The organism is Mycobacterium sp. E2497 (assembly GCF_001668695.1).
In the GTDB taxonomy this organism is placed as follows: Bacteria; Actinomycetota; Actinomycetes; order Mycobacteriales; family Mycobacteriaceae; genus Mycobacterium.
Genome location: NZ_LZKD01000289.1, coordinates 1 through 22,686 on the forward strand (window position 1 = coordinate 1; position 22,686 = coordinate 22,686).

Genomic DNA, 22,686 nt, shown 5'->3' on the forward strand with positions numbered 1-22,686 from the left:
TGTGCCGGTATCCCCCCCGCGCCCAGATCTACACCCCGGCCCACAAGCGCCAGTACGGCTACTACGTGTGGCCCCTGCTGATGGACGGGCAACTGGTCGCCCGCGTCGACCTCAAGGCGGACCGGGCCGGCGACACGCTGCGCGTCGTGGGCGCGTTCGGCGAACCCGACATCCCGCGGCCGCGCGTGGTCGAGGCGCTGGCCGGCGAGCTGCGGTCCATGGCGTCCTGGCTGGGGCTGGGCGGGTTCAGCGTCGCGACCCGGGGCGATCTGGCCGCCGACCTGCGGGCGGCCGCCTGATGGGGGCGGCGGACAAGGAGCTCAAAGACACGCTCTGGAAGGCCGCCAACACGCTGCGCGGATCCCTGCCGGCGAGCCAGTACAAGGACGTCGTCCTCGGGCTGGTGTATCTCCGCCACGCCTCCGACGCGCAGTGGGAACTGTTGAGGCACAACGCCGAATCGCCCAGGCTTGGCCGGCTCGTCGATGACGCGATGGAGGCGATGGCGCTGCCACGGCTGTGCGAACGGCTCGACCAGCGCCGGCTCGGTGACCTGCTGCGCCTGCTCGACTCCGCGCGACTCGGGGAACCCGGCCACGCCCGCGACTTCCTGGGCGAGGTGTACGAATACTTCCTGGGCAATTTCGCGCGCGCGGAAGGCCGCAGGGGCGGCGAGTTCTTCACCCCGCCGAGCGTGGTACGGGTGATCGTCGAGATGCTGGAACCCGCACGAGGGCGGGTCTATGACCCGTGCTGCGGCTCGGGCGGCATGTTCGTGCAGACCGAACGGTTCATCGCCGAGCACGACGGCGATCCCGCGGACGTCACGATCTGCGGGCAGGAAAGCGTCGAGCAGACCTGGCGGATGGCGCGAATGAACCTCGCCGTGCACGGCATCGACAACACCGGCCTGGGCGCCCGCTGGGGCGACACGCTCCTCGAGGACCAGCACGCCGGAGTGCACATGGACTACGTGATGGCCAATCCGCCCTTCAATATCAAGGACTGGGCCCGCGACGAACACGACCCGCGCTGGCGATTCGGTGTCCCACCCGCCGGCAACGCCAACTACGCGTGGATTCAGCACATCCTGTCCAAACTCGCCCCCGGCGGAAGGGCCGGGGTGGTCATGGCCAATGGTTCGATGTCGTCGAATGGGCTGGGGGAGGGCGATATTCGTGCGCGGATCGTCGACGCCGACCTGGTCTCCTGCATGGTCGCCTTGCCCGCGCAGCTGTTCCGCAGCACGTCGATTCCGGTGTGCCTGTGGATCTTCGACACCGACAAGGGTGAGCGGTCCGGACAGGTGCTGTTCATCGACGCCCGTGGGTTCGGCTACCTGGCCAGCCGCGCCGAGCGCGCGCTGACGCACGAGGAGGTCGTCCGGATCGGCGACACCTATCACGCATGGCGCGGATCACCGTCAGCCGCCGCGAAAGGCGTCGCCTATCAAGACGTTCCGGGGTTCTGCGGGTCCGCCTGCCTCGACGACATCGCGGCGGCCGGCTACCCGCTCACGCCGGGCCGCTATGTCGGTGTGCCCGCCGCCGCCGATGACGCCGAGCCCATCGGGAACAAGATCACCCGGCTGACCGGCGACCTGCTGGCCGCGCTCGACGAATCCGCCCGGCTGGAAGACGTGGTGCGCCGGCAACTGGAGCGCTTGCGGTGACGGCCACGCTGGGCGACCACCTGGTCTTCAGCACCGGCGGCGGCGCGCCGCGGAGCGCCCCGCGCGGACGGTTCCGTGTCTATGGCGCCAACGGGGCCATCGGTTATTGCAACGAACCCAATGCGGCCGGTCCGCTGATCGTCCTCGGGCGCGTCGGGGCGCAGTGCGGGAGCCTGCGGTATTGCGACTCCGACGTCTGGGTCACCGAGAACGCCGTGATATGCCGGGCCAAAGATCCACGCGAGACGCGGTATTGGTACTACGCGTTGCACACCTGCCGGCTGGGCGATCACCGCTGCGGATCGGGACAACCGCTGCTCAGCCAGCGGGTGCTGCGTGACGTGGCGGTGCGGAGTGTGGAGGCGCCGCGGCGTCGGGCGATCGCCGAGCTGCTCGGCTCCCTCGACGACAAGATATCCGCCAACGCGCGGGTGATCGACACCGCCGAGGACGTGATGGTGGCCATCGCGGAGTCGGTCGGCGAGCGTGTGCCGTTGTCCGCCCTGGCGAGCCGGTCCACGGGGTTGCTCAACGTGGCCGAGTTCGACGACACGGTCGCGCACTACAGCCTCGCCGCGTTCGATGACGGGGCGAACCCCCGCGTCGTGCCCGCCGCGTCCATCAGGAGCGGCAAGTTCCTCTTGTCGGGGCCGTGCGTGTTGTTCGCGAGACTGAACCCGCGCATCCCCCGGATCTGGAACGTGGTCGGCCTGCCGCCGGAAATGGCCCTGGCCAGCAGCGAGTTCGTCGTCCTGACACCGAGCGGCGTCGACGCGTCGGCCCTGTGGGCGGCCCTGCGGCAGCCCAACGTTTCCGAACGACTGCAACGCCGGGTCGCCGGGACGTCGGGAAGCCATCAGCGGATCCCGCCGCACGAGCTGCTGGAAGTTCCGGTCCCCGACGTGCGGCGCCTGCCGACCGCGGCCCGGGAGACGATCACCGGCCTCGGGGCGCTGTGTCACGCGCGGCGCACCGAAAGCGAGCGGCTGTCCGCGCTTCGCGACGCGCTGCTGCCGGTGTTGATATCGGGTGAGCTGTCCGTGGCCTCACCGCGTTAAGGTGAGCGCCGTGGCCGAGACCGCGCCGCTACGCGTGCAACTGATCGCCAAGACCGAGTTCCTGGCACCGCCGGACGTGCCGTGGACCACCGACGCCGACGGCGGCCCGGCGCTGGTCGAATTCGCCGGCCGAGCCTGCTATCAAAGCTGGTCGAAGCCCAATCCCAGGACCGCGACCAACGCCGGCTACATCAAGCACATCATCGACGTCGGGCATTTCTCGGTGCTCGAGCACGCGAGCGTGTCGTTCTACATCACCGGCATCTCCCGATCGCTCACGCACGAGCTGATCCGGCACCGGCACTTCTCCTACTCGCAGCTGTCACAGCGCTACGTGCCCGAGGGTGATTCGCGAGTCGTCGTGCCACCGGGCATGGAAGACGACGCCGAACTGCGGCAAATCCTGACCGAGGCCGCCGACGCCAGCCGGGCCGCCTACACCGAGCTGCTGGGCAGGCTCGAGGCGAAACTCGCGGCGGGCCAGCCGAACGCGGTCTTGCGCCGCAAACAGGCGCGGCAGGCCGCCCGTGCCGTGCTGCCCAATGCGACCGAGACCCGCATCGTCGTGACGGGCAACTATCGGGCCTGGCGGCACTTCATCGCGATGCGCGCCAGCGAGCACGCCGACGTGGAAATCCGTCGGCTGGCCATCGAGTGCCTGCGCCAGCTCGTCGACGCCGCGCCGGCCGTGTTCGCCGACTTCGAGATCTCGGCGCTGGCCGACGGGACCGAGGTGGCCACCAGCCCGCTGGCGACCGAGGCCTGAGTGGCGCTGCCGCCGCGCCGCGCCGTTGCTAAAGCCCTTGCCGCCGCCAGGTAACCTAAAGACCGTGAGCACGGTCGGATTCGACGCCCCGGCACGGTTGGGAACCGTGCTGACCGCGATGGTGACACCGTTCGCTCCCGACGGCTCGCTCGACACCGCCGCCGCGGCACAGTTGGCGAACCACCTGGTCGACGCCGGCTGTGACGGCCTGGTGGTCTCCGGAACCACCGGCGAGTCCCCGACCACCACCGACGACGAGAAGCGGGAGCTGCTGCGCGTCGTGCTGGAGGCGGTGGGTGATCGCGCCCGCGTCATCGCCGGTGCGGGCACCTACGACACCGCCCACAGCGTCCGGCTGGCCCAGGCCTGCGCCGCCGAGGGCGCCCATGGATTGCTGGTGGTCACGCCGTATTACTCGAAGCCGCCGCAGAGCGGGCTGATCGCCCACTTCACCGCGGTCGCCGACGCCACCGAGCTGCCCGTGCTGCTGTACGACATCCCGCCGCGCTCGGTGATACCGATCGCCACCGAGACCATCCGCGCGCTGGCCGCCCACCCGAACATCGTGGGAATCAAGGACGCCAAGGCCGACCTGCACAGCGGCGGCCAGATCATCGCCGAGACCGGACTGGCCTACTATTCGGGCGACGACGCGCTGAACCTGCCCTGGCTGGCCATGGGCGCTACCGGTTTCATCAGCGTGATCTCGCACGTGGCCGCCGGTCAGCTTCGAGAGATGTTGTCGGCCTTCGCTTCCGGTGACATCGCGACCGCGCGCAAGATCAACGTCACCGTCGCGCCGCTCTGCGACGCGATGAGCCGGCTGGGCGGCGTGACGATGTCCAAGGCGGGTCTGCGCCTGCAGGGCATCGACGTCGGCGATCCCCGGTTGCCGCAGATGCCCGCAACGCCCGAGCAGATCGATGCGCTGGCCGCCGATATGCGCGCGGCATCGGTGCTCCGGTGAGCTAGAGGGTGGCCAGTAAGTGGATGTAGAGCTCGCCCCTCCCGGTCCCTTGACCACTGGCGGGCTGCGGGTCACCGCGCTGGGCGGCATCAGCGAAATCGGCCGCAACATGACGGTTTTCGAGCACCTCGACCGGCTGTTGATCATCGACTGCGGGGTGATGTTCCCCACCCATGACGAGCCGGGGGTGGACCTGATCCTGCCGGACCTGCGCCATATCTCCGACCGGCTCGACGACATCGAGGCGCTGGTGCTGACCCACGCGCACGAGGACCACATCGGCGGCATCCCGTTCCTGCTCAAGCTGCGCCCGGACATCCCGGTCGTCGGGTCGAAGTTCACCCTGGCGCTGGTCGCCGCCAAATGCCGCGAGCACCGGATCAAGCCGGTGTTCGTCGAGGTCACCGAGCGGCAGCGGAGCACCCACGGCGTCTTCGAGTGCGAGTACTTCGCCGTCAACCACTCCATCCCGGACGCGCTGGCGATCGCCGTGCACACCGGCGCGGGCACCGTCCTGCACACCGGGGACATCAAGCTCGACCAGCTGCCGCTGGACGGCCGGCCCACCGATCTGCCCGGCATGTCCCGCCTCGGCGACGCCGGGGTGGACCTGTTCCTGTGCGACTCGACCAACTCCGAGATCCCCGGCGTGGGACCGTCCGAAAGCGAAGTGGGACCGACGCTGCACCGGTTGATCCGCGGCGCCGAGGGCCGCGTCATCGTGGCGTGCTTCGCCTCCAACGTGGACCGCGTCCAGCAGATCATCGACGCGGCGGTGGCATTGGGCCGGCGGGTGTCGTTCGTCGGGCGGTCGATGGTGCGCAACATGGGCATCGCCCGCGAGTTGGGATTCCTGCGGGTCGACGATGCCGACGTGATCGACATCGGCGCGGCCGAGCTGATGCCGCCCGAGCGGGTGGTGCTGATCACCACCGGTACCCAGGGCGAACCCATGTCGGCGCTGTCGCGGATGTCGCGCGGCGAGCATCGCAGCATCACGCTCACCGCGGGGGACCTGGTGGTGCTGGCGTCCTCGCTCATCCCCGGCAACGAGGAGGCGGTATACGGCGTGATCGACGCGCTCGCCAAGATCGGCGCCCGCGTCGTCACCAACGCCCAAGCGCGCGTGCATGTCTCGGGCCACGCCTACGCCGGTGAGCTGCTGTTCCTCTACAACGGCGTGCGGCCGCGCAACGTCATGCCCGTGCACGGTACCTGGCGGATGCTGCGCGCCAACGCCAAGCTGGCGGCCAGCACCGGGGTGCCGGAGGAGTCGATCCTGTTGGCCGAGAACGGCGTCAGCGTCGACCTGGTCGCCGGCACGGCGTCGATCGCCGGGGCGGTGCCGGTGGGCAAGATGTTCGTCGACGGGCTGATCAGCGGCGACGTCGGCGATATCACGCTGGGCGAGCGGCTCATCCTGTCATCGGGTTTCATCGCGGTGACCGTGGTCGTCCAGCGCGGCACCGGGCGCCCCGCGGCCGCGCCGCACCTGCATTCGCGCGGGTTCTCCGAAGACCCCAAGGCGCTGGAGCCCGCCGTGCGCCGGGTCGAGGCCGAGCTGGAATTGCTCGCCGCCGACAGCATCACCGACCCGGGCCGCATCGCCCAGGCGGTGCGCCGCACGGTCGGCAAGTGGGTGGGCGAGACGTACCGCCGGCAGCCGATGATCGTGCCGACGGTCATCGAGGTCTGAACCCGTCCACGGCGCAGCGCGCTAAAGCTTCTCCGCGTAGGCCGACCACTCCACCTGGGAGGCAGGGAGTTTGCGGCCGGTGGGTGCGACGTAACGCGCAACGAGCTCGTCGGGGCCGGCCTGCTCGAGCAGCCGCCAGCCGTATTCGCCGACGAACCCGCCGACCTCGTCGGGCAGCAGGCCGAACCGCCACAACTGCCGCCGCTGGCGCACGCTGCGATAGAGCGTGCGGGTGCCGTACCGGTTGGTGCCGTCGATGAAATCCCGCCGGACGTAGGTGAAGACGAAACGGCTGCCGGGCGCGGCCGCGCGCAACCCCTCCAAGGTCCGCCGGACGGTCTCCTCGCTGAGGTACTGGGTCACCCCCTCGCAGATGAAGAACGTCCGGTAGTCGGTGTGATAGCCGTGCTCGGCCAGGGAGGTGAGCAGGTCGTCGCGCTCCAGGTCCAGTGCCACCTGCCGCACCGACATCGGCGGTCCGCCGAGCACCCGCTGGACCGTCTTGAGCTTGCGGGCGATGTTGACCGGCAGGTCCACCTCGAAGACGGGGATGCGGACCTGCCGTGTCAAAAGATATGCGCGCGTGTCCAATCCGGCGCCGAGGATGACGACCGCGTCGATGCCGTCCAGGGCTTCGGCCAGCTTGTCGCCGATGAACCGCTTGCGGCAGGCCAGGTTCGCCCACAGGCCGCGGCCGGACCACTCCGATGCGCGGATCATCAGGCGGCGCACCGGCGCCGCGCGCGTCGCCGCGACGAGCCAGCGCAGCGGCGTCGGCAGGAAAAGTTCCGCGAGGTCGTCGTCCACCAGGCGGCGGCCCGGCGGCTCGTTGTGTTCGACCGCCGCCAGCACCATCGGTCCGAAGGCGGTCTGCGCGGCGGGATTTCGGGCCATGCGCCGCTACTTGTTCAAGAACCCGGCATCGACGGGCAACGTCACACCGGTGATGTAGCGGGCCTGGTCGGACACCAGCCACGCCACCGCGTTGGCGACGTCTTCGACCTGCAGCACCTCCACCGGCATGGCATTACCCATGGCTCCCGGCGTGTCGGTCGCGGCGGCCATCTTGGCCAGCCACTCCCGGGTGAACTCATTGTTGATCATCGGGGTCTCCACACCGGAGGGATGGATCGAGTTGACTCGAATATACTGGGTGGCAAGCAGATTCGCGTACACCCGCATCAATCCCACCACGCCGTGCTTGGCGGCGGCGTAGCCGACCGAGCCGGCATCGGGGCTACCGACACCGGCCAGGCCGGCGCTCGAACTGATCAGCACGATCGAGCCCCCGGTGCCCTGCTTGACCATGGTCGGGATGGCGGCCTTGATCGTGTTGTAGACGCCGGTCAGATTGACGTCGATCACGTCGCGCCAGCCGTCGTCGCCGGACTGCATCGGGGCGATGCCGGCGTTGGCCACGACGATGTCGAGCCGGCCGAACTCGTCCAGACCCGACTGCAGCGCGGCCGACAGTGACGCCCGCTCGCGCACGTCGCCGCGAGCGGCCACGATGCGAGCGCCGGTGTCCTCGACCAGCTTGACGGTCTCCGCCAGGTCGTCCTCGGTGGCCAGGGGATAGGGGACGCTGGCGATCTGCTCGCACAGGTCGACCGCGATGATGTTCGCGCCGTCGGCGGCGAGACGTACCGCATGCGCGCGTCCCTGCCCGCGGGCCGCACCGGTGATGAAGGCGACCTTGCCCTCGAGTGGCCGGGCCATCAGGACCGGAGCTGACCCTTGTCCGGGTCCCCCGCGGGAACCGGCTGCAGCATCTTGATGTCCGGCGCGCCGGCGAGGTGCTCGCCGGCCGCGCCGAACATCTTGCCGATGGCCGGCGCGGTGCTGTGGGCCTTGAGCGCCTCTTCGTCCGCCCACTGCTCGACGAACACGAAGGTCTCGCCCGATTGGTGCAGCGAGTACAACTGGCAGCCCGGTTCGTTGTGCACTTCCTCCACCGCCTGCGTGAGGATGTCGCGGACTGTGTCGACCGACTCCGGTTTGACGGTCATGGTGGCAACGACGACGACGGGCATGCTGGGGCCTCCTGGGGCAAACGGGGTGGGGTGACGCGCACAACTTCAGTCACCGGTTGTCACCCTACTCACGCGGTCAGGCGCCCGACCCGCCAGATGGCGCACGAGGCCGAACCGTTACCCGTGTGGCGGGTGGTGCAGATGATGTCGATGCGACTACCCTGGCCGACATGGCTAACAAGACCGCCGCCCGCTCCAAAGCCAGAACGAGCAGGTCAAAGGCCCCTTCGCGGAGCGGGTCGGGTCGCGCGCGGCCGGCGGCACCTCGCAAGCGGCCGAGCAGGCCCGCCAGGCGGCGCAACCATTCGCTGTTGGTGGCCGCCGGGCTGACCGGCGGCCGTGCCCTGCGCGCCACCTGGCTGATGGCCGCGCGGAGCACGGGCGGCGCGGCGCGGTCGATCGGGCGGGCCCGGGAGATCGACCCGGGACACCGCCGCGACGGCATCGCGCTGATGCTGCTCGCCCTGTCCGTCGTGGTCGCCGCGAGCTCCTGGTTCGACGCCGCCCGGCCGGTCGGCGCGTGGGTCGACACGCTGTTGCGCACCTTCATCGGGGCTGGCGTCCTGGCCCTCCCCGTCGTCACCGCCGGCGTGGCGGTGACGCTGATGCGCACCCAACCCAATCCCGACGCGCGGCCCCGGCTGATCCTGGGCGCCACCCTGATCGCCCTTTCCGTGCTGGGGCTGCGCCACCTGTGGTCCGGCTCGCCCGAGGACCCGGAGGCCCGGCGCCGCGCGGCGGGATTCGTCGGCTTCGCCATCGGGGGGCCGCTGTCGGACGGGCTGACGGCATGGATCGCGGCGCCGTTGCTGTTCATCGGCTTCATGTTCGGCCTGCTGTTGCTCACCGGGACGACCATCCGGGAGGTGCCCGACGCGGTCCGCAACATGTTCGGCGCCCGACTGCTCAGCGACGACGACGAATACGACTACGACGACTACGACGACTTCGACGACGCCGATGCCGATGCCGATTCCTATGCCGCCGAAGACTTCTCCGACGGCTTCGACGACGAGGGCGCGCCGGCCCCCGACGACAAGCCGCACGCGTGGTCGGCGGCGGACCCGGCGCCCGCCCTGCGCGACAACGAGGACGACATCCCCACCACGCCGGAGCCGGCCATCGGGAAGAGCCGCCGCCGCGACAAGAAGACCGAGGTGCTCGACCGCGTCGTCGAGGGCCCCTACACGCTGCCCTCGCTGAACCTGCTGGTCGCCGGCGACCCGCCCAAGAAGCGCAGCGCCGCCAACACCGTCATGGCCGACGCCATCAGCGAGGTGCTCACCCAGTTCAAGGTCGACGCCGCCGTCACCGGCTGCACCCGCGGGCCGACCGTCACCCGGTACGAGGTCGAACTCGGCCCCGGCGTCAAGGTGGAGAAGATCACCGCGCTGCAGAAGAACATCGCCTACGCGGTGGCCACCGAGAGCGTGCGCATGCTGGCGCCGATCCCCGGCAAGTCCGCCGTCGGCATCGAGGTGCCCAACACCGACCGGGAGATGGTGCGGCTGGCCGACGTGCTGACCGCGCCGTCGACCCGCCGCGACCACCACCCGCTGGTGATCGGGCTGGGCAAGGACATCGAGGGCGACTTCATCTCGGCCAACCTGGCCAAGATGCCGCACCTGCTGGTCGCCGGCTCCACCGGCTCGGGTAAGTCGAGCTTCGTCAACTCCATGCTGGTGTCGCTGCTGACCCGGGCCACACCGGAGGAGGTCAGGATGATCCTGATCGACCCGAAGATGGTGGAGCTGACGCCGTACGAGGGCATCCCGCACCTGATCACCCCCATCATCACCCAGCCCAAGAAGGCCGCCGCCGCGTTGGCGTGGCTGGTCGAGGAGATGGAGCAGCGCTACCAGGACATGCAGGCCTCCCGGGTGCGTCACATCGACGACTTCAACGCCAAGGTGCGCTCCGGGGCCATCACCGCGCCGCTGGGCAGCCAGCGCGAATACCGGCCCTACCCGTACGTCGTCGCCATCGTCGACGAGCTGGCCGACCTGATGATGACCGCACCCCGCGACGTCGAGGACGCCATCGTGCGGATCACCCAGAAGGCCCGTGCGGCGGGCATCCACCTGGTGCTGGCCACCCAGCGCCCGTCGGTGGACGTCGTCACCGGGTTGATCAAGACCAACGTGCCGTCGCGGCTGGCGTTCGCCACGTCGTCGCTGACCGACAGCCGGGTCATCCTGGACCAGGCCGGTGCCGAGAAGCTGATCGGCATGGGCGACGGCCTGTTCCTGCCGATGGGCGCCAGCAAGCCGCTGCGGCTGCAGGGCGCCTACATCACCGACGAGGAGATCCACGCCGTCGTCAGCGCCTGCAAGGACCAGGCCGAGCCCGAGTACACCGATGGCGTCACCACGGCCAAGCCCACCGGCGAGCGCACCGACGTCGACCCGGACATCGGCGACGACATGGACGTGTTCCTGCAGGCCGTCGAGCTGGTGGTGTCCAGCCAGTTCGGCTCAACGTCGATGCTGCAGCGCAAGCTGCGCGTCGGCTTCGCCAAGGCCGGCCGGCTGATGGACCTGATGGAGACCCGCGGCATCGTCGGGCCCAGCGAGGGGTCGAAGGCGCGTGAGGTGCTGGTCAAGCCCGACGAGCTGGCCGGAACGCTGGCCTTGATCCGCGGCGGCAGCGACGCGGTCGGGGGCGACGCCGACGACTAACGCCGAGCGTGCACTGAGGGCGAAAAAATAGCCGAAATCTCGCCATGAGTGCACGTTCGGCGGGCTACAGCACCAGCAGCATGCGGGAGTTGCCCAGGATATTGGGCTTGACGTAGCTCAGATCCAGGAACTCGGCGACCCCGATGTCGTAGGAGCGGCACATCTCCTCGAACACCTCGGCGGTCACCGGGGTGCCCTCGATCTCGGTGAACCCGTGCTTGCCGAAGAACTCGGTCTCGAACGTCAGCACGAACAGCCGCTTGAGCTGCAGCTCGCGCGCGACCGCCAGCAGCCGGTCGACGATCGCGTGGCCGATGCCGTGGCCGGTCATCGCCGGGTCGACCGCGACCGTGCGGATCTCGCCCAGGTCGGACCACATCACGTGCAGCGCGCCGCACCCGACGACGTCGCCCCCGCGCTCGGCCACCCAGAACTCCTGGACCGCCTCGTACAGCGTCACCAGGTTCTTCTCCAGCAGGATCTTGCCGGCGTAGGTGTCGACGAGTCGCTTGATTGCGGGGACATCGGAGGTTCGCGCGCGTCGCACCAGGCAGTCCTGCGAACTTTCGGTCACGGCTAACAGTATCGGCATCGGGGACGGGCGTGCTGACCAACAGTTATTCTGTTGCGGTGTCGGGGCAGCCGCAAACGGGTCCGGTGATGGGACCCCCAGGCCGCGCCCACATCGCAAATCTCGCCAACACGCTGACGCTGCTGCGGCTGGTGTTGGTCCCGGTCTTCCTGCTCGCGCTGTTCGCCAAGGACGGGCACGAGATCGCCTTCCGGGTCGTGGCTTTCGTGATTTTCACCCTCGCGGTCATCACCGATCGGTTGGACGGCCTGCTGGCCCGCAACTACGGGATGGCAACCGAATTCGGCGCGTTCGTCGATCCGATCGCGGACAAGACGCTGATCGGGTCGGCGTTGATCGGGCTCTCGATGCTCGGCGACCTGCCCTGGTGGGTCACGGTGGTGATCCTGGCCCGCGAGGTCGGCGTGACCGTGCTGCGCCTGGCGGTGATTCGCCGCGGCGTCATCCCCGCCAGCTGGGGCGGCAAGATCAAGACCGTGGTGCAGTCGGTGGCGATCGGCTTGTTCATCCTGCCCGTGTCCGGGCCCTTCCGCGTGGTCGCGGCGGTGGTGATGGGGGCGGCCATCGTGCTGACCATCGTCACCGGCATCGACTACGTGGTGTCCACCGTCAGGGAAGTGCGCCGGTCGGCCGACTGAATCTGTCGACTGAATCTGCCGACTGAATCTGTCGACTGAATCCGTGGCCGCCGAACGGGAACCAAGACCCCGCCGCCCGCGTTCCACCTAATGAGCGCCTGCCGAACGGGGCGGTTTTCGCTCCGGCGGGCTGACTGGACGAAGGAGGGCGGAAAATGCCGCCATTAGTGCGCGAGGTCATCGGCGACGTGCTGCGGGAGGCCCGGATGACGCAGGGCCGGACGCTGCGCGAGGTGTCCGATTCGGCGCGGGTGAGTCTGGGCTATCTGTCCGAGGTCGAGCGCGGGCGCAAGGAGCCCTCCAGCGAGCTGCTCAACGCGATCTGCGACGCGCTGCAGGTGCCGCTGTCGTCGGTCCTGATCGACGCCGGCGAGCGGATGGCCGGCGTGGAGCAGGCTCCCGCCGACGGGCTGCGCGGTCCCAGCATCGACGCCGACACCAAGGTCGTCATCCCGCCGGTGGCCTCCCTGGCCATCGCCTGATCGCCGCCCGCACCAAGGATCCTGCGTCAGGGGTAGGGCGATCGGCGCCGACCCACTAAATTGAGCGACAAGCGACGGGCCCATCCCGGGACCCTCCAGCCCACAAGAAGCGAAGGTGGAGCTCACTCATGGCCAATCCGTTCGTCAAAGCGTGGAAGTACCTCATGGCGCTGTTCAACGCGAAGATCGACGAGCACGCCGACCCCAAAGTGCAGATCCAGCAGGCCATCGAGGAAGCGCAGCGCACGCATCAGGCGCTGACCCAGCAGGCGGCGCAAGTGATCGGCAACCAGCGTCAGCTGGAGATGCGACTCAACCGGCAACTCGCCGACATCGAGAAGCTGCAGGTCAACGTCCGTCAGGCCCTGACGCTCGCCGACCAGGCCACCGCATCCGGCGACGCCGCCAAGGCCACCGAATACAACAACGCCGCCGAGGCGTTCGCGGCCCAACTGGTGACCGCCGAGCAGAGCGTCGAGGACCTCAAGACCCTGCACGATCAGGCGCTGAACGCGGCCGCCCAGGCCAAGAAGGCGGTTGAGCAGAACGCGATGGTGCTGCAGCAGAAGATCGCCGAGCGCACCAAGCTGCTCAGCCAGCTCGAGCAGGCGAAGATGCAGGAACAGGTGAGCGCCTCGCTGCGGTCGATGAGCGAGATCGCCGCGCCCGGCAACGTGCCCAACCTCGACGAGGTGCGCGACAAGATCGAACGCCGCTACGCCAACGCGGTCGGGGCCGCCGAGCTCGCGCAGGGCTCGGTGCAGGGCCGGATGCTCGAGGTCGAGCAGGCCGGCGTGCAGATGGCCGGTCACTCGCGGCTGGAGCAGATCCGCGCGTCGATGCGCGGCGAGGCGTTGCCGACCGGGGCGACGCCCGCGGCCGGGGCCACTCCGGAGGCGGCCCCCGCGCCCGCCGAGACCACCGGGGGCGCGGCCACCGAAAAGCCCTTTGGCCAGTAGCGCGGTGTCGTGGCGGTGACCGAGACGCAGCGGGGGCTCTGGCGCACCTTGCTCGGGCGTGGGCTGGCCACCGCCGCCGACCTGTCGGACCTGGTGGCCCAGAAGATCAGCGCCGCCGCGGACCCCCGCGCGCGACTGCTGCGGCGGCGTCGCCGGGCGCTGCGCTGGGGCCTGATCTTCAGCGCCGGATGCGTGTTCTGGGCGGCCGTGACGATGCTGCTGGCGGCCTGGGGTTGGTTCGCGCTGCTGCTGGAGATCACCGGCGCCGTCGCGGTCGTCATGGCCATCCCCGCGACGCTGTTGCTGTTCCGCTACCGGTGGCTGCGTTCCGAGCCGCTGCCCACGCCGCGCCCCACGAACGTCCGTCGGCTGCCGCCGCCCGGCTCGGCGGCACGGCCCGCGATGTACGCGCTGGGCGCCTCCGAACGCGGCTTCCTGTCGCTGCTGAACGTGATCGAGCGGGGCTCCATGTTGCCCACGGCCGAGATCCGCGACCTGACCGCGGCCGCCAACAAGACCTCGGCGGCCATGGCCGCGACCGCCGCGGAGGTGGTGTCGATGGAGCGGGCGGCGCAGTCCAGCGAATCGTCGCGGTCGTATCTGGTGCCGACCATCAACGCGTTCACCGCGCAGCTGAGCGCCGGCGTGCGCCAGTACAACGAAATGGTCACCGCCGCAGCCCAATTGGTGTCGTCGGCCAACGGCGATCAGTTGGCCGCCTCGCAGCGCTACCGCGCCGAGCTGGCCGGGGCGACCGACCGCCTGGTCGGTTGGGCGCAGGCTTTCGACGAACTCGGCGGGCTGCGCGGCGCCAGCTGATGACCGTGGCTAGAACGTCGCTTTGAGCGACGGCAGCACCACGGCCGCCAGGCCACGAAGGGTGGCCTTGAACATGTCGAAGAAGTCGAAGTAGTCGCGCCACAACGTGATTCGCCCGTCGTGGACCTCGAACACGCCGCACACCCAGAACTGAAGCCGCACCGGGCCGAAGATCAGGGCGTCGGTGCGCTCGGTGAGCACCGCCCCGCCGTCGGCGGCGATGCGATGGATCTTCACCTCGAAGGCGGCCCGGCCGTCCATCTGGCGAAACAGCTTCATCGCCCGGGCGCGGCCGTGAATCGTCGGCAACCCCACGTTCTCGTAGACGAGGTTGTCGTCGAGTGCCGCGTCGGCGGCGTCGTAATCCGCGTCCTGCAGCGCGTTCAGAAAGCCCTCTACCGTGCGGGTGTTCGCAACGGTTGTACCGGTCAGCTCGGTCATGACTGCCAGCGTAGGCGAGCGTGGCGGTCGCGCGCTGTGGCAGGGTGAGGCCGATGCGTGTCGCTGTGGTCGCCGGGCCGGATCCCGGTCACTCGTTCCCCGCGATCGCGCTGTGCCAACGCTTCGCCGACGCCGGCGACGAGCCGACGCTGTTCACCGGCGCGGAGTGGATCGACACCGCCCGCGCCGCCGGCATCGACGCCGCCGTGCTGGACGGGCTCGTGGCCACCGACGACGACGTCGACGCCGGGGCCCGCATCCATCGGCGCGCGGCGCGGATGGCCGTCCTCAACGCGCCTGCGCTGCGCGACCTGGCGCCCGACCTGGTGGTGTCCGACGTCATCACCGCCGCTGGTGGCATGGCCGCGGAGCTGTTGGGCATCCCGTGGATCGAGCTCGACCCGCATCCCCTGTACCTGCCGTCGAAGGGCCTGCCGCCGATAGGCAGCGGGCTGGCGCCGGGCACCGGCCTGCGCGGCCGGCTCCGCGATGCGATCATGCGCGCGCTCACCGCGCGGTCCTGGCGCGCGGGCCTGCGGCAGCGCGCCGCCGTGCGGGTGGAGATCGGGCTGCCCGCCCGTGACCCGGGGCCGCTGCGGCGCCTGATCGCCACCCTGCCGGCCCTCGAGGTGCCGCGGCCGGACTGGCCGGCGGAGGCCGTGCTGGTGGGCCCCCTGCACTTCGAACCGACCGATCGGGTGCTGGAAATCCCGCCCGGCTCGGGGCCCGTGGTGGTGGTCGCGCCGTCGACCGCGTTGACCGGGACCGAGGGACTGGCCGAGGTCGCGCTGGCTCACCTGAGGCCGGGGGAGACGCTCCCGGCGGGATCGCGGCTGGTGGTCTCGCGGCTGGGCGGGACGGATCTGCGGGTGCCGCCGTGGGCGGTGGTCGGGTTGGGCAGCCAGGCGGAGCTGTTGACGCACGCCGACCTGGTGATTTGCGGCGGGGGCCACGGCATGGTGGCCAAGACGCTGCTGGCGGGGGTGCCGCTGGTGGTGGTGCCCGGGGGCGGTGATCAGTGGGAGATGGCCAACCGGGTGGTCCGGCAGGGCAGCGGGCGGCTGATCCGGCCGCTGACCCCCGAGGCGCTGGTGGCCGCGGTCAACGAGGTGCTGTCGTCGCCGTGTTATCGGGCGGCCGCCCGATCCGCCGCCGCTAGCATCGCCAGTGTGGCCGATCCGGTCCGCGTGTGCCACGAAGCGCTCGCCCGGACGGGATGACGGGCCGGATCGCGACGGGAGGGCAATGGCAATGAGGGCGATCGCCGCCGGCGGCCTGCTTCTGGCCTTGATGTTCAGCTCGGGAGTCGCGCGCGCGGACAGCGGCGACGAGCAGCAGGCATGCCAGTTGATGGACGACCCGGTTGCCGCTCAACAGGGCTTGCAGCCGGTCGAATACGCCTTCATGCAGTTGCGCTCCAGGATGTCGGCGGAGCGCGCGCGGACCACCATGTCGGAGGCCGTCCAGGACTTCTGCCCCAACCACTGGACCGACCTGCCGGCCAGCTGGCGGTGACGGGGCCGGTGTCCGACTCCTGCCCGATGGGTATCTTGCTGGCGTGCGGCTAACGGAATTCAACGAACGGGTGGTCCTGAGGTTCGGTGCGGCGTACGGCTCTTCGGTGCTGGCCGACCACGTGCTGACCGGTTTCGGCGGCCGCACCGCCGCCCAGGCGATCGAGGACGGGGTCGAGCCCCGCGACGTGTGGCGGGCCCTGTGCGTCGACTTCGACGTGCCGCGTGACCAGTGGTGAATCCGTCGATGGCGGCGTTGCGTGTGCGCTTGTGGCTTCGAGTGTGTAGCGGTGGCGCGATCGGGGCCGTTTTCCCGCCCTGGACGCACACTCAAAGCTCTGGACGCACACTCAATCTCCGGTTCGATGACGGTGGCTTCTCGAAGACGCAGTCGCCGCAGACGGATCCGCCGGGCAGGCGATAGAAGAGACAGCAACTACGACGTCTGAAGCCCAGGGGAGGGCCGGTGACGACGCCCGATCCGGCCAGCACACCGGTGCCCTGCAGCGCGCGGACCATCTCGGTGATCCGCGCGCCCAGGTCGGGCCGCGCGGCGAGCAGGGCCCGGGCAGCTCCGATCAGCGCCGAGGAGATGTTGCCCGCCAGCAGCGCGGGCGCCAGCCCCACTCGCAGACCGGCGGCGAGCTCCTGCATGTGCTCGTGCACGACCAGCCGGTAGAGCGCGTCCGGTGAGCAGGCCGGGATCCCGACCGGAGCGGGCAACCGCAGTTGCGCTCCGTCGTCGGCGCGTTGCAGGTCGGCCAGGTCGGGGACGACACCGTGACCGAGCGCGCACGCGAGCATGGGTGACCACAGCCGGGTGGCGTGGCCGAGGTGCACCAGCGAGGCGCTGATCCGCAGATCCGTCGTGTGATAGCGCCGGGCGGTGGCCTCGACCAAGTCGGTGAACCCGTCGGCGTAGGCCTGCCGGACCGGATGCCACCCGGCCGCGTCACCGCCGATGGTCAGCGCGAAAAACCCTTTGTAGGTAGATATTTCGGCTAGCCCAGCGGAGATGTCTCGCACGGTCATGTATGCGCAACCAGGCCTCTCTGGGGAGATCCGCCCCAGTTGTCGTGAGGAAGCTGTCGTGAGGAAGCGCTGACGGTGAGTATCTGGGCTCTCGGGAGGGGGCGATCCCCATCCCGGTCACCGTGGCGGGACCGCACCGGATTCACACCGGTTTGCTCGAGCGTATGGGCCCCGTCAGCGCCTTTCGGTGGCCGATGTTGCCACACGCTGTCACCGGGTTCGGCGTGTCCGCTTGAATCGAACAGGTGTTCGGCTACTGTGGGAAACGTTCGGTGAGTCAACTTGTCGGTGGCCCTCTCTAGTGTCACGGCCAACCGACCGACACCGGTCACCGAACACACCGAACCATAGGAGAGGCACCATGGCGCAAGCCCCCGACCGCGAGAAGGCTCTCGAACTGGCGATGGCCCAGATCGAAAAGAGCTACGGCAAAGGCTCGGTGATGCGTCTCGGCGACGAGATGCGTCAGCCGATCTCGGTCATCCCGACCGGATCCATCGCACTGGACGTGGCCCTGGGCATCGGCGGTCTGCCCCGCGGCCGGGTCGTGGAGATCTACGGCCCGGAATCCTCGGGTAAGACCACCGTCGCCTTGCACGCGGTGGCCAACGCCCAGGCCGCCGGTGGCGTCGCGGCGTTCATCGACGCCGAGCACGCCCTGGACCCCGATTACGCCAAGAAGCTCGGCGTGGACACCGATTCCCTGCTGGTCAGCCAGCCCGACACGGGGGAGCAGGCCCTCGAGATCGCCGACATGCTGATCCGCTCCGGCGCGCTGGACATCCTGGTCATCGACTCGGTGGCGGCGCTGGTGCCGCGCGCGGAACTCGAGGGCGAGATGGGTGACAGCCACGTCGGGTTGCAGGCCCGGCTGATGAGCCAGGCGTTGCGGAAAATGACTGGCGCGCTGAACAATTCGGGCACCACCGCGATCTTCATCAACCAGCTGCGCGAGAAGATCGGCGTGATGTTCGGCAGCCCGGAAACCACCACGGGTGGAAAGGCCCTGAAGTTCTACGCGTCGGTGCGCATGGACGTGCGCCGGATCGAGACGCTCAAGGACGGCACCAACGCGGTCGGCAACCGCACCCGCGTCAAGGTCGTCAAGAACAAGGTGTCGCCGCCGTTCAAGCAGGCCGAATTCGACATCCTCTACGGCAGGGGGATCAGCCGGGAAGGCTCGCTGATCGACATGGGCGTGGAGCAGGGCTTCATCCGCAAGTCCGGTTCTTGGTTCACCTATGAGGGCGAGCAGCTCGGTCAGGGCAAGGAGAACGCCCGCACCTTCCTGATGGAAAACGACGAGGTGGCCAACGAGATCGAGAAGAAGATCAAGGAGAAGCTCGGCATTGGCCCGGTCGTCACCGATGGCTTGTCCGATGACAGCGTCCTGCCCGCCCCCGTCGATTTCTGAGCCGTCCCGCGAGGAGCAGGCGCGGACGCTGTGTCTGCGCCTGCTCACCGCGAGGGCGCGCACTCGCGCCGAGCTGCACGGACAGCTGGCAAAACGCGGTTACCCCGAAGACGTCAGCGCTTCCGTGCTCGACCGGCTGGCCGCCGTCGGCCTGGTCGACGACACCGACTTCGCACAGCAGTGGGTGCAGGCCCGCCGGGCGAAGGCGGGAAAGAGCAAGCGCGCCCTGGCCGCCGAACTGCACACCAAGGGTGTGGACAGGGACGTGATCGCCGCGGCGCTGTCCGGGATCGACGCCGGGGCCGAGCGGGACCGGGCCGAGCAGTTGGTGCGGGCCAAGCTGCGCCGGGAGACGCTGGACGGCGACGACGCGCGAATCACCCGCCGGCTGGTCGGGATGCTCGCGCGGCGCGGCTACAGCCAGAACCTGGCCTGCGAGGTCGTCCTCGCCGAGCTGGCCGCCGAACGGGAGCGTCGCCGGGTCTAGCCCGCTGACGTGCGGTTTCTCGCGGGCCGACCGGCCGCCGTACCATGGCTCCGTGACTTCGGTGGTGGTTTCGGCGCGGACGTATCAGGTCCGCACCTACGGCTGCCAGATGAACGTCCACGACTCCGAGCGGTTGGCGGGTCTGCTGGAGGCCGCCGGCTATCAGCGGGCCGTCGAGGGTGCCGACGCCGACGTCGTCGTCTTCAACACCTGCGCGGTCCGCGAGAACGCCGACAACAAGTTGTACGGCAACCTCAGCCACCTGGCCCCGCGTAAGCGCGCCAACGCTGAGATGCAGATCGCGGTCGGGGGCTGCCTGGCCCAGAAGGACCGGGACGCGTTGCTGCGCAAGGCGCCCTGGGTCGACGTCGTGTTCGGCACGCACAACATCGGGTCACTGCCCGCGCTGCTCGAACGGGCCCGGCACAACAAGACCGCCCAGGTGGAGATCGCCGAGTCGCTGCAGGAGTTTCCGTCGTCGCTGCCGAGCGCACGCGAATCCGCTTACGCCGCGTGGGTTTCCGTCTCCGTCGGGTGCAACAACAGCTGCACGTTCTGCATCGTCCCCTCGCTGCGGGGCAAGGAGGTCGACCGCAGCCCGGCCGACGTCCTGGCCGAGGTGAGGGCGCTGGTGGACGACGGCGTGCTCGAAGTCACGCTGCTGGGCCAGAACGTCAACGCCTACGGGGTGTCGTTCGCCGACCCGACGCTGCCGCGCGATCGCGGCGCCTTCGCGCGGCTACTGCGGGCCTGCGGGGACATCGACGGCTTGGAGCGCGTGCGGTTCACCTCCCCGCATCCGGCCGAATTCACCGACGACGTCATCGAGGCCATGGCGCAGACGCCGAACGTCTGCCCCGCCCTGCACATGCCGCTGCAGTCGGGCTCGGACCGGGTGCTGCGCGCCATGCGGCGCTCGTACCGCGCCGAGCGTTACCTCGGCATCCTGGACCGCGTCCGCGCGGCCATGCCGCACGCCGCCATCACCACCGACCTGATCGTCGGGTTCCCCGGCGAGACCGAAGCGGACTTCGCCGAAACCCTGGAGGTGGTGCGGCGGGCCCGGTTCGCGGCCGCGTTCACCTTCCAGTACTCCAAGCGGCCCGGCACCCCGGCCGCCGAGCTCGACGGGCAACTCCCGAAAGCCGTTGTGCAGGAACGCTACGAGCGGCTGGTCGAGCTGCAGGAGCAGATCTCGCTGGAAGGCAATCGGGCGCTGGTCGGCCAGACCGTCGAATTGCTGGTCGCCGCCGGCGAGGGGCGCAAGGACACCCGCACTTCCCGGATGACGGGCCGCGCCCGCGATGGCCGCCTGGTGCACTTCGGCCTGGACAAATCCGGGGCCGACCGGGTGCGGCCGGGGGACGTGGTCACCGCGGTGATCACCCAGGCCGCGCCGCACCACCTCATCGCCGACGCGGGCATCCTCAGCCATCGCCGGACCCGCGCGGGAGACGCGCACGCCGCCGGGCAGCGCGGCGGCGTCGGTCTCGGCATGCCCGCCGTCGGACCGCCCGGCCCGGCGGAACCCACCGAAACCCTTGGATGTGCCCGATGAACGAAGAACACCCCCATTTCCACGCCCTGCGGAGCGAAATCGAGGCCGCCGAGCGCCGCGTCGCGCGCGGATTCGACCCGGGCCCACGCGGTTTCGTCGTGGCGATCCTGGTCTTCGTGCTGCTGGGATCGTTCATCCTGCCGCACACCGGCTCGGTGCGCGGCTGGGACGTGTTGTTCAGCAGCCACGGCGCCGGCGCGGCCGCGGTGGCGCTGCCGTCGCGCGTCTTCGCCTGGCTGACACTCGTTTTCGGCGTCGGGTTCTCCATGCTGGCGTTGGTGACCCGGCGTTGGGCGCTGGCCTGGGTCGCGCTGGCGGGTTCGGCGCTGGCCGGCGCGGCGGGGATGCTGGCCATCTGGTCGCGCCAGACCGTGGCCGCGGGACACCCGGGCCCCGGGGTGGGGCTGATCGCGGCGTGGATCGTCGTCCTCGTGCTGACCTACCAATGGGCCCGGGTGGTGTGGTCGCGGACCATCGTGCAACTCGCGGCCGAGGAGGAGCGGCGCCGGGTCGCGGCGCAGCAGCAGTCGATGACGCTGCTCGACAGCCTGGGCGGGGGATCGACCGACCGGACCTCCGGGGACTCCGAAGCCTAGGGCTTACGGGTCAGCGCCTGGGCGGCCGCCTGCGCCCACTGCCGCCACTGTTCGGCGTTGGCCCTGGCCTCTTCGGCCTCTTTGGTGCGGCCCGCCGCCGCGGCCTTTTCGGCCTGCCGCTCGTATTGTTCGGCGCGGGTGCGGAATTGCTCGGCGCGGGCCTGTGCCTGCGGATCGGACCAATCGGCCTCGCCCGCATCGCGCACCTTCTTCTCGACCGCGCGCAGCCGACGCTCCAATTCGGCGGACCGCTCGCGCGGCACCTTGCCGATCGCGTCCCACTTGTCGGCGATCGAACGCAGCGCCGCCCTGGCCGCGTCGTGGTTGCTGGTGTCGATCCTCTCCGCCTCGGCCAGCAGCGCCTCCTTGGCGGTGGCGTTGGCCCACAGCTCCGCGTCCTTCTCCGCCGTCGCCGCGTTGCGGGCCGCGAAGAAGACGTCCTGGGCCGCCTTGAACCGCCGCCACAGCGCGTCGTCGACGTCGCGGGCGGCTCGGCCCGCCGCCTTCCATTCCGTGAGCAGCTTGCGGAATTCGGCGCTGGTGGCGGTCCAGTCCGTCGAATCGGACATCTCCTCGGCCCGTTCGCAGAGTCGTTCCTTCGCCTGGCGCACGCCCAGGCGTTCGCGGTCCAGCTCGGCGAAATGGGATCCCCGGCGCCGGTTGAACGCCTCCCGGGCCGCCGAATAGCGCTTCCACAGGGCGTCGTCGACCTTGCGGTCCAGGCCGTTGATGGTCTTCCACTCGTCGAGGATGGCCCGCAGCCGGTCGCCGGCCGCCTTCCACTGGGTGGAGTTGGCGCCCAGCTCCTCGGCCTCGGCGGCCAGCGCCTCCTTGCGCGCGGTCTGGGCGGCGCGATGCTCGTCGCGGCGCGAGCGTTCCGCGGCGACGGTGGCCTCGACCTGGTCGATGAGGCTGGTCAACCGGCGCGCGAGCGCGTCGATGTCGCCCAGTACGGCCGCCGTCGGCAGGGTCTCGGCGAGCTCGGAGGCGTGGGCCTTGATCTTTCGGGCGTCGCCGGTGCCCGCCGCGAGCCGCTCCTCCATGAGCGTGACTTCGGTGCCCAGGTCGTCGAAGCGGCGGCCGAAGTGGGCGAAGGCGGCTTCGGCGTCGCCGGCCTGCCAGGAGCCGACGACGCGTTCGCCGTCGGCGGTGATCAGCCACACCGTGCCGTCGTCGTCGACGCGACCGAACCGATGCGGATCGCTGGTGGGCGGCGCCGGCACCGGGTGGGCGGCGGGCCGCACCAAAGAGGCCGAAGAGGCCAGGGCCAACGCCGAACAGTGG

At 70.0% G+C, this 22,686-nt stretch carries 24 protein-coding genes, 1 pseudogene and 1 riboswitch; of the genes and pseudogenes, 18 read left to right on the forward strand and 7 right to left on the reverse strand.

Translation table 11 applies throughout. The features are described from left to right. The 6 genes from A5713_RS26380 to A5713_RS26405 all read left to right on the forward strand — a co-directional run. Positions 1 to 299, forward strand: a 299-nt coding sequence (locus A5713_RS26380; protein WP_197516484.1) for a DNA glycosylase AlkZ-like family protein, incomplete at its 5' end; no start/stop codon positions are given. After that, positions 299 to 1,672, forward strand: a complete 1,374-nt coding sequence (locus tag A5713_RS26385) for a type I restriction-modification system subunit M (RefSeq protein WP_068099177.1) — start codon at positions 299 to 301, stop codon at positions 1,670 to 1,672. The genes A5713_RS26380 and A5713_RS26385, both read left to right, overlap by 1 nt. Beyond that, on the forward strand, positions 1,669 to 2,730 hold the full coding sequence (locus A5713_RS26390; RefSeq protein WP_068099178.1) for a restriction endonuclease subunit S: 1,062 nt from the start codon (positions 1,669 to 1,671) through the stop codon (positions 2,728 to 2,730). The genes A5713_RS26385 and A5713_RS26390 overlap by 4 nt, the downstream gene beginning before the upstream one ends. Positions 2,731 to 2,740: 10 nt before the next feature. Continuing rightward, positions 2,741 to 3,496, forward strand: a complete 756-nt coding sequence (thyX, locus tag A5713_RS26395) for an FAD-dependent thymidylate synthase (RefSeq protein ID WP_068099192.1) — start codon at positions 2,741 to 2,743, stop codon at positions 3,494 to 3,496. A 64-nt stretch (positions 3,497 to 3,560) separates the two neighbouring features. Then, entirely contained in the window at positions 3,561 to 4,463 is a 903-nt protein-coding gene (dapA, locus tag A5713_RS26400; protein ID WP_068099179.1) for a 4-hydroxy-tetrahydrodipicolinate synthase, read from the forward strand. A 19-nt stretch (positions 4,464 to 4,482) separates the two neighbouring features. Beyond that, positions 4,483 to 6,159, forward strand: coding sequence for a ribonuclease J (locus A5713_RS26405; protein WP_068099180.1), 1,677 nt, complete (start codon positions 4,483 to 4,485; stop codon positions 6,157 to 6,159). A 21-nt stretch (positions 6,160 to 6,180) separates the two neighbouring features. Here A5713_RS26405 and A5713_RS26410 read toward each other — a convergent pair whose 3' ends face one another. The 3 genes from A5713_RS26410 to A5713_RS26420 are packed head-to-tail and all read right to left on the reverse strand — an operon-like array spanning position 6,181 to position 8,192. Continuing rightward, complete coding sequence (locus A5713_RS26410) at positions 6,181 to 7,053, reverse strand: SAM-dependent methyltransferase (protein ID WP_068099181.1); 873 nt, start codon at positions 7,051 to 7,053, stop codon at positions 6,181 to 6,183. A gap of 6 nt (positions 7,054 to 7,059) precedes the next feature. After that, complete coding sequence (locus A5713_RS26415; protein WP_068099193.1) at positions 7,060 to 7,881, reverse strand: mycofactocin-coupled SDR family oxidoreductase; 822 nt, start codon at positions 7,879 to 7,881, stop codon at positions 7,060 to 7,062. Continuing rightward, positions 7,878 to 8,192 (reverse strand): putative quinol monooxygenase, encoded by a 315-nt coding sequence (locus A5713_RS26420; RefSeq protein WP_067781730.1) that lies wholly within the window; start codon positions 8,190 to 8,192, stop codon positions 7,878 to 7,880. Before A5713_RS26420 ends, A5713_RS26415 begins: the two co-directional genes overlap by 4 nt. Between A5713_RS26420 and A5713_RS26425 the strand changes: the two are divergent. Then, positions 8,191 to 10,870: pseudogene (locus A5713_RS26425) on the forward strand (DNA translocase FtsK 4TM domain-containing protein). The gene A5713_RS26420 and the pseudogene A5713_RS26425 sit on opposite strands and share 2 nt — an antisense overlap. 64 nt (positions 10,871 to 10,934) lie before the next feature. Here A5713_RS26425 and A5713_RS26430 read toward each other — a convergent pair. Continuing rightward, complete coding sequence (locus A5713_RS26430) at positions 10,935 to 11,462, reverse strand: amino-acid N-acetyltransferase (protein ID WP_068099183.1); 528 nt, start codon at positions 11,460 to 11,462, stop codon at positions 10,935 to 10,937. Positions 11,463 to 11,500: 38 nt separating this feature from the next. On the opposite strand from A5713_RS26430, the gene pgsA reads away from it, so the two are divergent. The 4 genes from pgsA to A5713_RS26450 all read left to right on the forward strand — a co-directional run bounded on the left by pgsA (position 11,501) and on the right by A5713_RS26450 (position 14,360). Next, complete coding sequence (pgsA, locus tag A5713_RS26435) at positions 11,501 to 12,100, forward strand: CDP-diacylglycerol--glycerol-3-phosphate 3-phosphatidyltransferase (protein WP_068099194.1); 600 nt, start codon at positions 11,501 to 11,503, stop codon at positions 12,098 to 12,100. Positions 12,101 to 12,255: 155 nt separating this feature from the next. Continuing rightward, positions 12,256 to 12,582, forward strand: coding sequence for a transcriptional regulator ClgR (gene clgR / locus A5713_RS26440; RefSeq protein ID WP_068099184.1), 327 nt, complete (start codon positions 12,256 to 12,258; stop codon positions 12,580 to 12,582). 128 nt (positions 12,583 to 12,710) lie between these two features. Beyond that, positions 12,711 to 13,541 (forward strand): phage shock protein PspA, encoded by an 831-nt coding sequence (gene pspA / locus A5713_RS26445; RefSeq protein WP_068099185.1) that lies wholly within the window; start codon positions 12,711 to 12,713, stop codon positions 13,539 to 13,541. A gap of 9 nt (positions 13,542 to 13,550) precedes the next feature. Continuing rightward, complete coding sequence (locus A5713_RS26450; RefSeq protein WP_067925456.1) at positions 13,551 to 14,360, forward strand: hypothetical protein; 810 nt, start codon at positions 13,551 to 13,553, stop codon at positions 14,358 to 14,360. Between the two features lie 9 nt (positions 14,361 to 14,369). On the opposite strand, the gene A5713_RS26455 is transcribed toward A5713_RS26450, so the two are convergent. Beyond that, positions 14,370 to 14,801, reverse strand: a complete 432-nt coding sequence (locus A5713_RS26455; RefSeq protein WP_067925453.1) for a limonene-1,2-epoxide hydrolase family protein — start codon at positions 14,799 to 14,801, stop codon at positions 14,370 to 14,372. 53 nt (positions 14,802 to 14,854) lie between these two features. Here A5713_RS26455 and A5713_RS26460 point away from each other — a divergent pair, with 53 nt between their 5' ends. The 3 genes from A5713_RS26460 to A5713_RS26470 are packed head-to-tail and all read left to right on the forward strand — an operon-like array spanning position 14,855 to position 16,554. After that, positions 14,855 to 16,021: a glycosyltransferase gene (locus tag A5713_RS26460; RefSeq protein WP_068099186.1), complete on the forward strand. Its 1,167-nt coding sequence runs from the start codon at positions 14,855 to 14,857 to the stop codon at positions 16,019 to 16,021. 31 nt (positions 16,022 to 16,052) lie between these two features. Then, positions 16,053 to 16,316 (forward strand): hypothetical protein, encoded by a 264-nt coding sequence (locus A5713_RS26465; protein ID WP_067925459.1) that lies wholly within the window; start codon positions 16,053 to 16,055, stop codon positions 16,314 to 16,316. A 19-nt stretch (positions 16,317 to 16,335) separates the two neighbouring features. Next, positions 16,336 to 16,554 carry a DUF3046 domain-containing protein gene (locus A5713_RS26470; RefSeq protein WP_197509328.1) on the forward strand — a complete coding sequence of 73 codons (219 nt, stop codon included), beginning with the start codon at positions 16,336 to 16,338 and terminating at the stop codon, positions 16,552 to 16,554. 91 nt (positions 16,555 to 16,645) lie between these two features. Here the strand turns inward: A5713_RS26470 and A5713_RS26475 are convergent, their stop codons facing one another. After that, positions 16,646 to 17,347, reverse strand: coding sequence for a (2Fe-2S)-binding protein (locus A5713_RS26475; RefSeq protein ID WP_068099187.1), 702 nt, complete (start codon positions 17,345 to 17,347; stop codon positions 16,646 to 16,648). A 56-nt stretch (positions 17,348 to 17,403) separates the two neighbouring features. Then, a riboswitch (cobalamin riboswitch) is annotated at positions 17,404 to 17,538 on the reverse strand. Between the two features lie 170 nt (positions 17,539 to 17,708). Between A5713_RS26475 and recA the strand changes: the two genes are divergently transcribed. From recA to A5713_RS26495, 4 genes are read left to right on the forward strand one after another with little or no spacing between them, the layout of a single operon-like run. Then, a complete protein-coding gene (gene recA / locus A5713_RS26480; protein WP_068058892.1) occupies positions 17,709 to 18,761 on the forward strand; it encodes a recombinase RecA in 1,053 nt (350 codons plus the stop codon). After that, entirely contained in the window at positions 18,727 to 19,248 is a 522-nt protein-coding gene (gene recX / locus A5713_RS26485; RefSeq protein WP_068099188.1) for a recombination regulator RecX, read from the forward strand. Before recA ends, recX begins: the two co-directional genes overlap by 35 nt. Before the next feature lie 52 nt (positions 19,249 to 19,300). Beyond that, on the forward strand, positions 19,301 to 20,806 hold the full coding sequence (gene miaB / locus A5713_RS26490; protein ID WP_255398477.1) for a tRNA (N6-isopentenyl adenosine(37)-C2)-methylthiotransferase MiaB: 1,506 nt from the start codon (positions 19,301 to 19,303) through the stop codon (positions 20,804 to 20,806). Next, positions 20,794 to 21,402: a hypothetical protein gene (locus A5713_RS26495; protein WP_102417983.1), complete on the forward strand. Its 609-nt coding sequence runs from the start codon at positions 20,794 to 20,796 to the stop codon at positions 21,400 to 21,402. Before miaB ends, A5713_RS26495 begins: the two co-directional genes overlap by 13 nt. Here A5713_RS26495 and A5713_RS26500 read toward each other — a convergent pair. Then, positions 21,399 to 22,673, reverse strand: a complete 1,275-nt coding sequence (locus A5713_RS26500; RefSeq protein ID WP_082973171.1) for a DUF349 domain-containing protein — start codon at positions 22,671 to 22,673, stop codon at positions 21,399 to 21,401. The genes A5713_RS26495 and A5713_RS26500 overlap by 4 nt on opposite strands. Between the last annotated feature and the right edge of the window lie 13 nt (positions 22,674 to 22,686).

Bases quoted from the DNA above. Each gene is read 5' to 3' on its own strand.
- A5713_RS26385 (WP_068099177.1), top strand. From the start codon at position 299: ATGGGGGCGGCGGACAAGGAGCTCAAAGACACGCTCTGGAAGGCCGCC.
- A5713_RS26410 (WP_068099181.1), bottom strand. From the start codon at position 7,053: ATGGCCCGAAATCCCGCCGCGCAGACCGCCTTCGGACCGATGGTGCTG.
- A5713_RS26420 (WP_067781730.1), bottom strand. From the start codon at position 8,192: ATGCCCGTCGTCGTCGTTGCCACCATGACCGTCAAACCGGAGTCGGTC.
- A5713_RS26430 (WP_068099183.1), bottom strand. From the start codon at position 11,462: ATGCCGATACTGTTAGCCGTGACCGAAAGTTCGCAGGACTGCCTGGTG.
- clgR (WP_068099184.1), top strand. From the start codon at position 12,256: ATGCCGCCATTAGTGCGCGAGGTCATCGGCGACGTGCTGCGGGAGGCC.
- pspA (WP_068099185.1), top strand. From the start codon at position 12,711: ATGGCCAATCCGTTCGTCAAAGCGTGGAAGTACCTCATGGCGCTGTTC.
- A5713_RS26455 (WP_067925453.1), bottom strand. From the start codon at position 14,801: ATGACCGAGCTGACCGGTACAACCGTTGCGAACACCCGCACGGTAGAG.
- A5713_RS26460 (WP_068099186.1), top strand. From the start codon at position 14,855: ATGCGTGTCGCTGTGGTCGCCGGGCCGGATCCCGGTCACTCGTTCCCC.
- A5713_RS26465 (WP_067925459.1), top strand. From the start codon at position 16,053: ATGAGGGCGATCGCCGCCGGCGGCCTGCTTCTGGCCTTGATGTTCAGC.
- A5713_RS26475 (WP_068099187.1), bottom strand. From the start codon at position 17,347: ATGACCGTGCGAGACATCTCCGCTGGGCTAGCCGAAATATCTACCTAC.
- recA (WP_068058892.1), top strand. From the start codon at position 17,709: ATGGCGCAAGCCCCCGACCGCGAGAAGGCTCTCGAACTGGCGATGGCC.
- recX (WP_068099188.1), top strand. From the start codon at position 18,727: ATGACAGCGTCCTGCCCGCCCCCGTCGATTTCTGAGCCGTCCCGCGAG.
- A5713_RS26495 (WP_102417983.1), top strand. From the start codon at position 20,794: ATGTGCCCGATGAACGAAGAACACCCCCATTTCCACGCCCTGCGGAGC.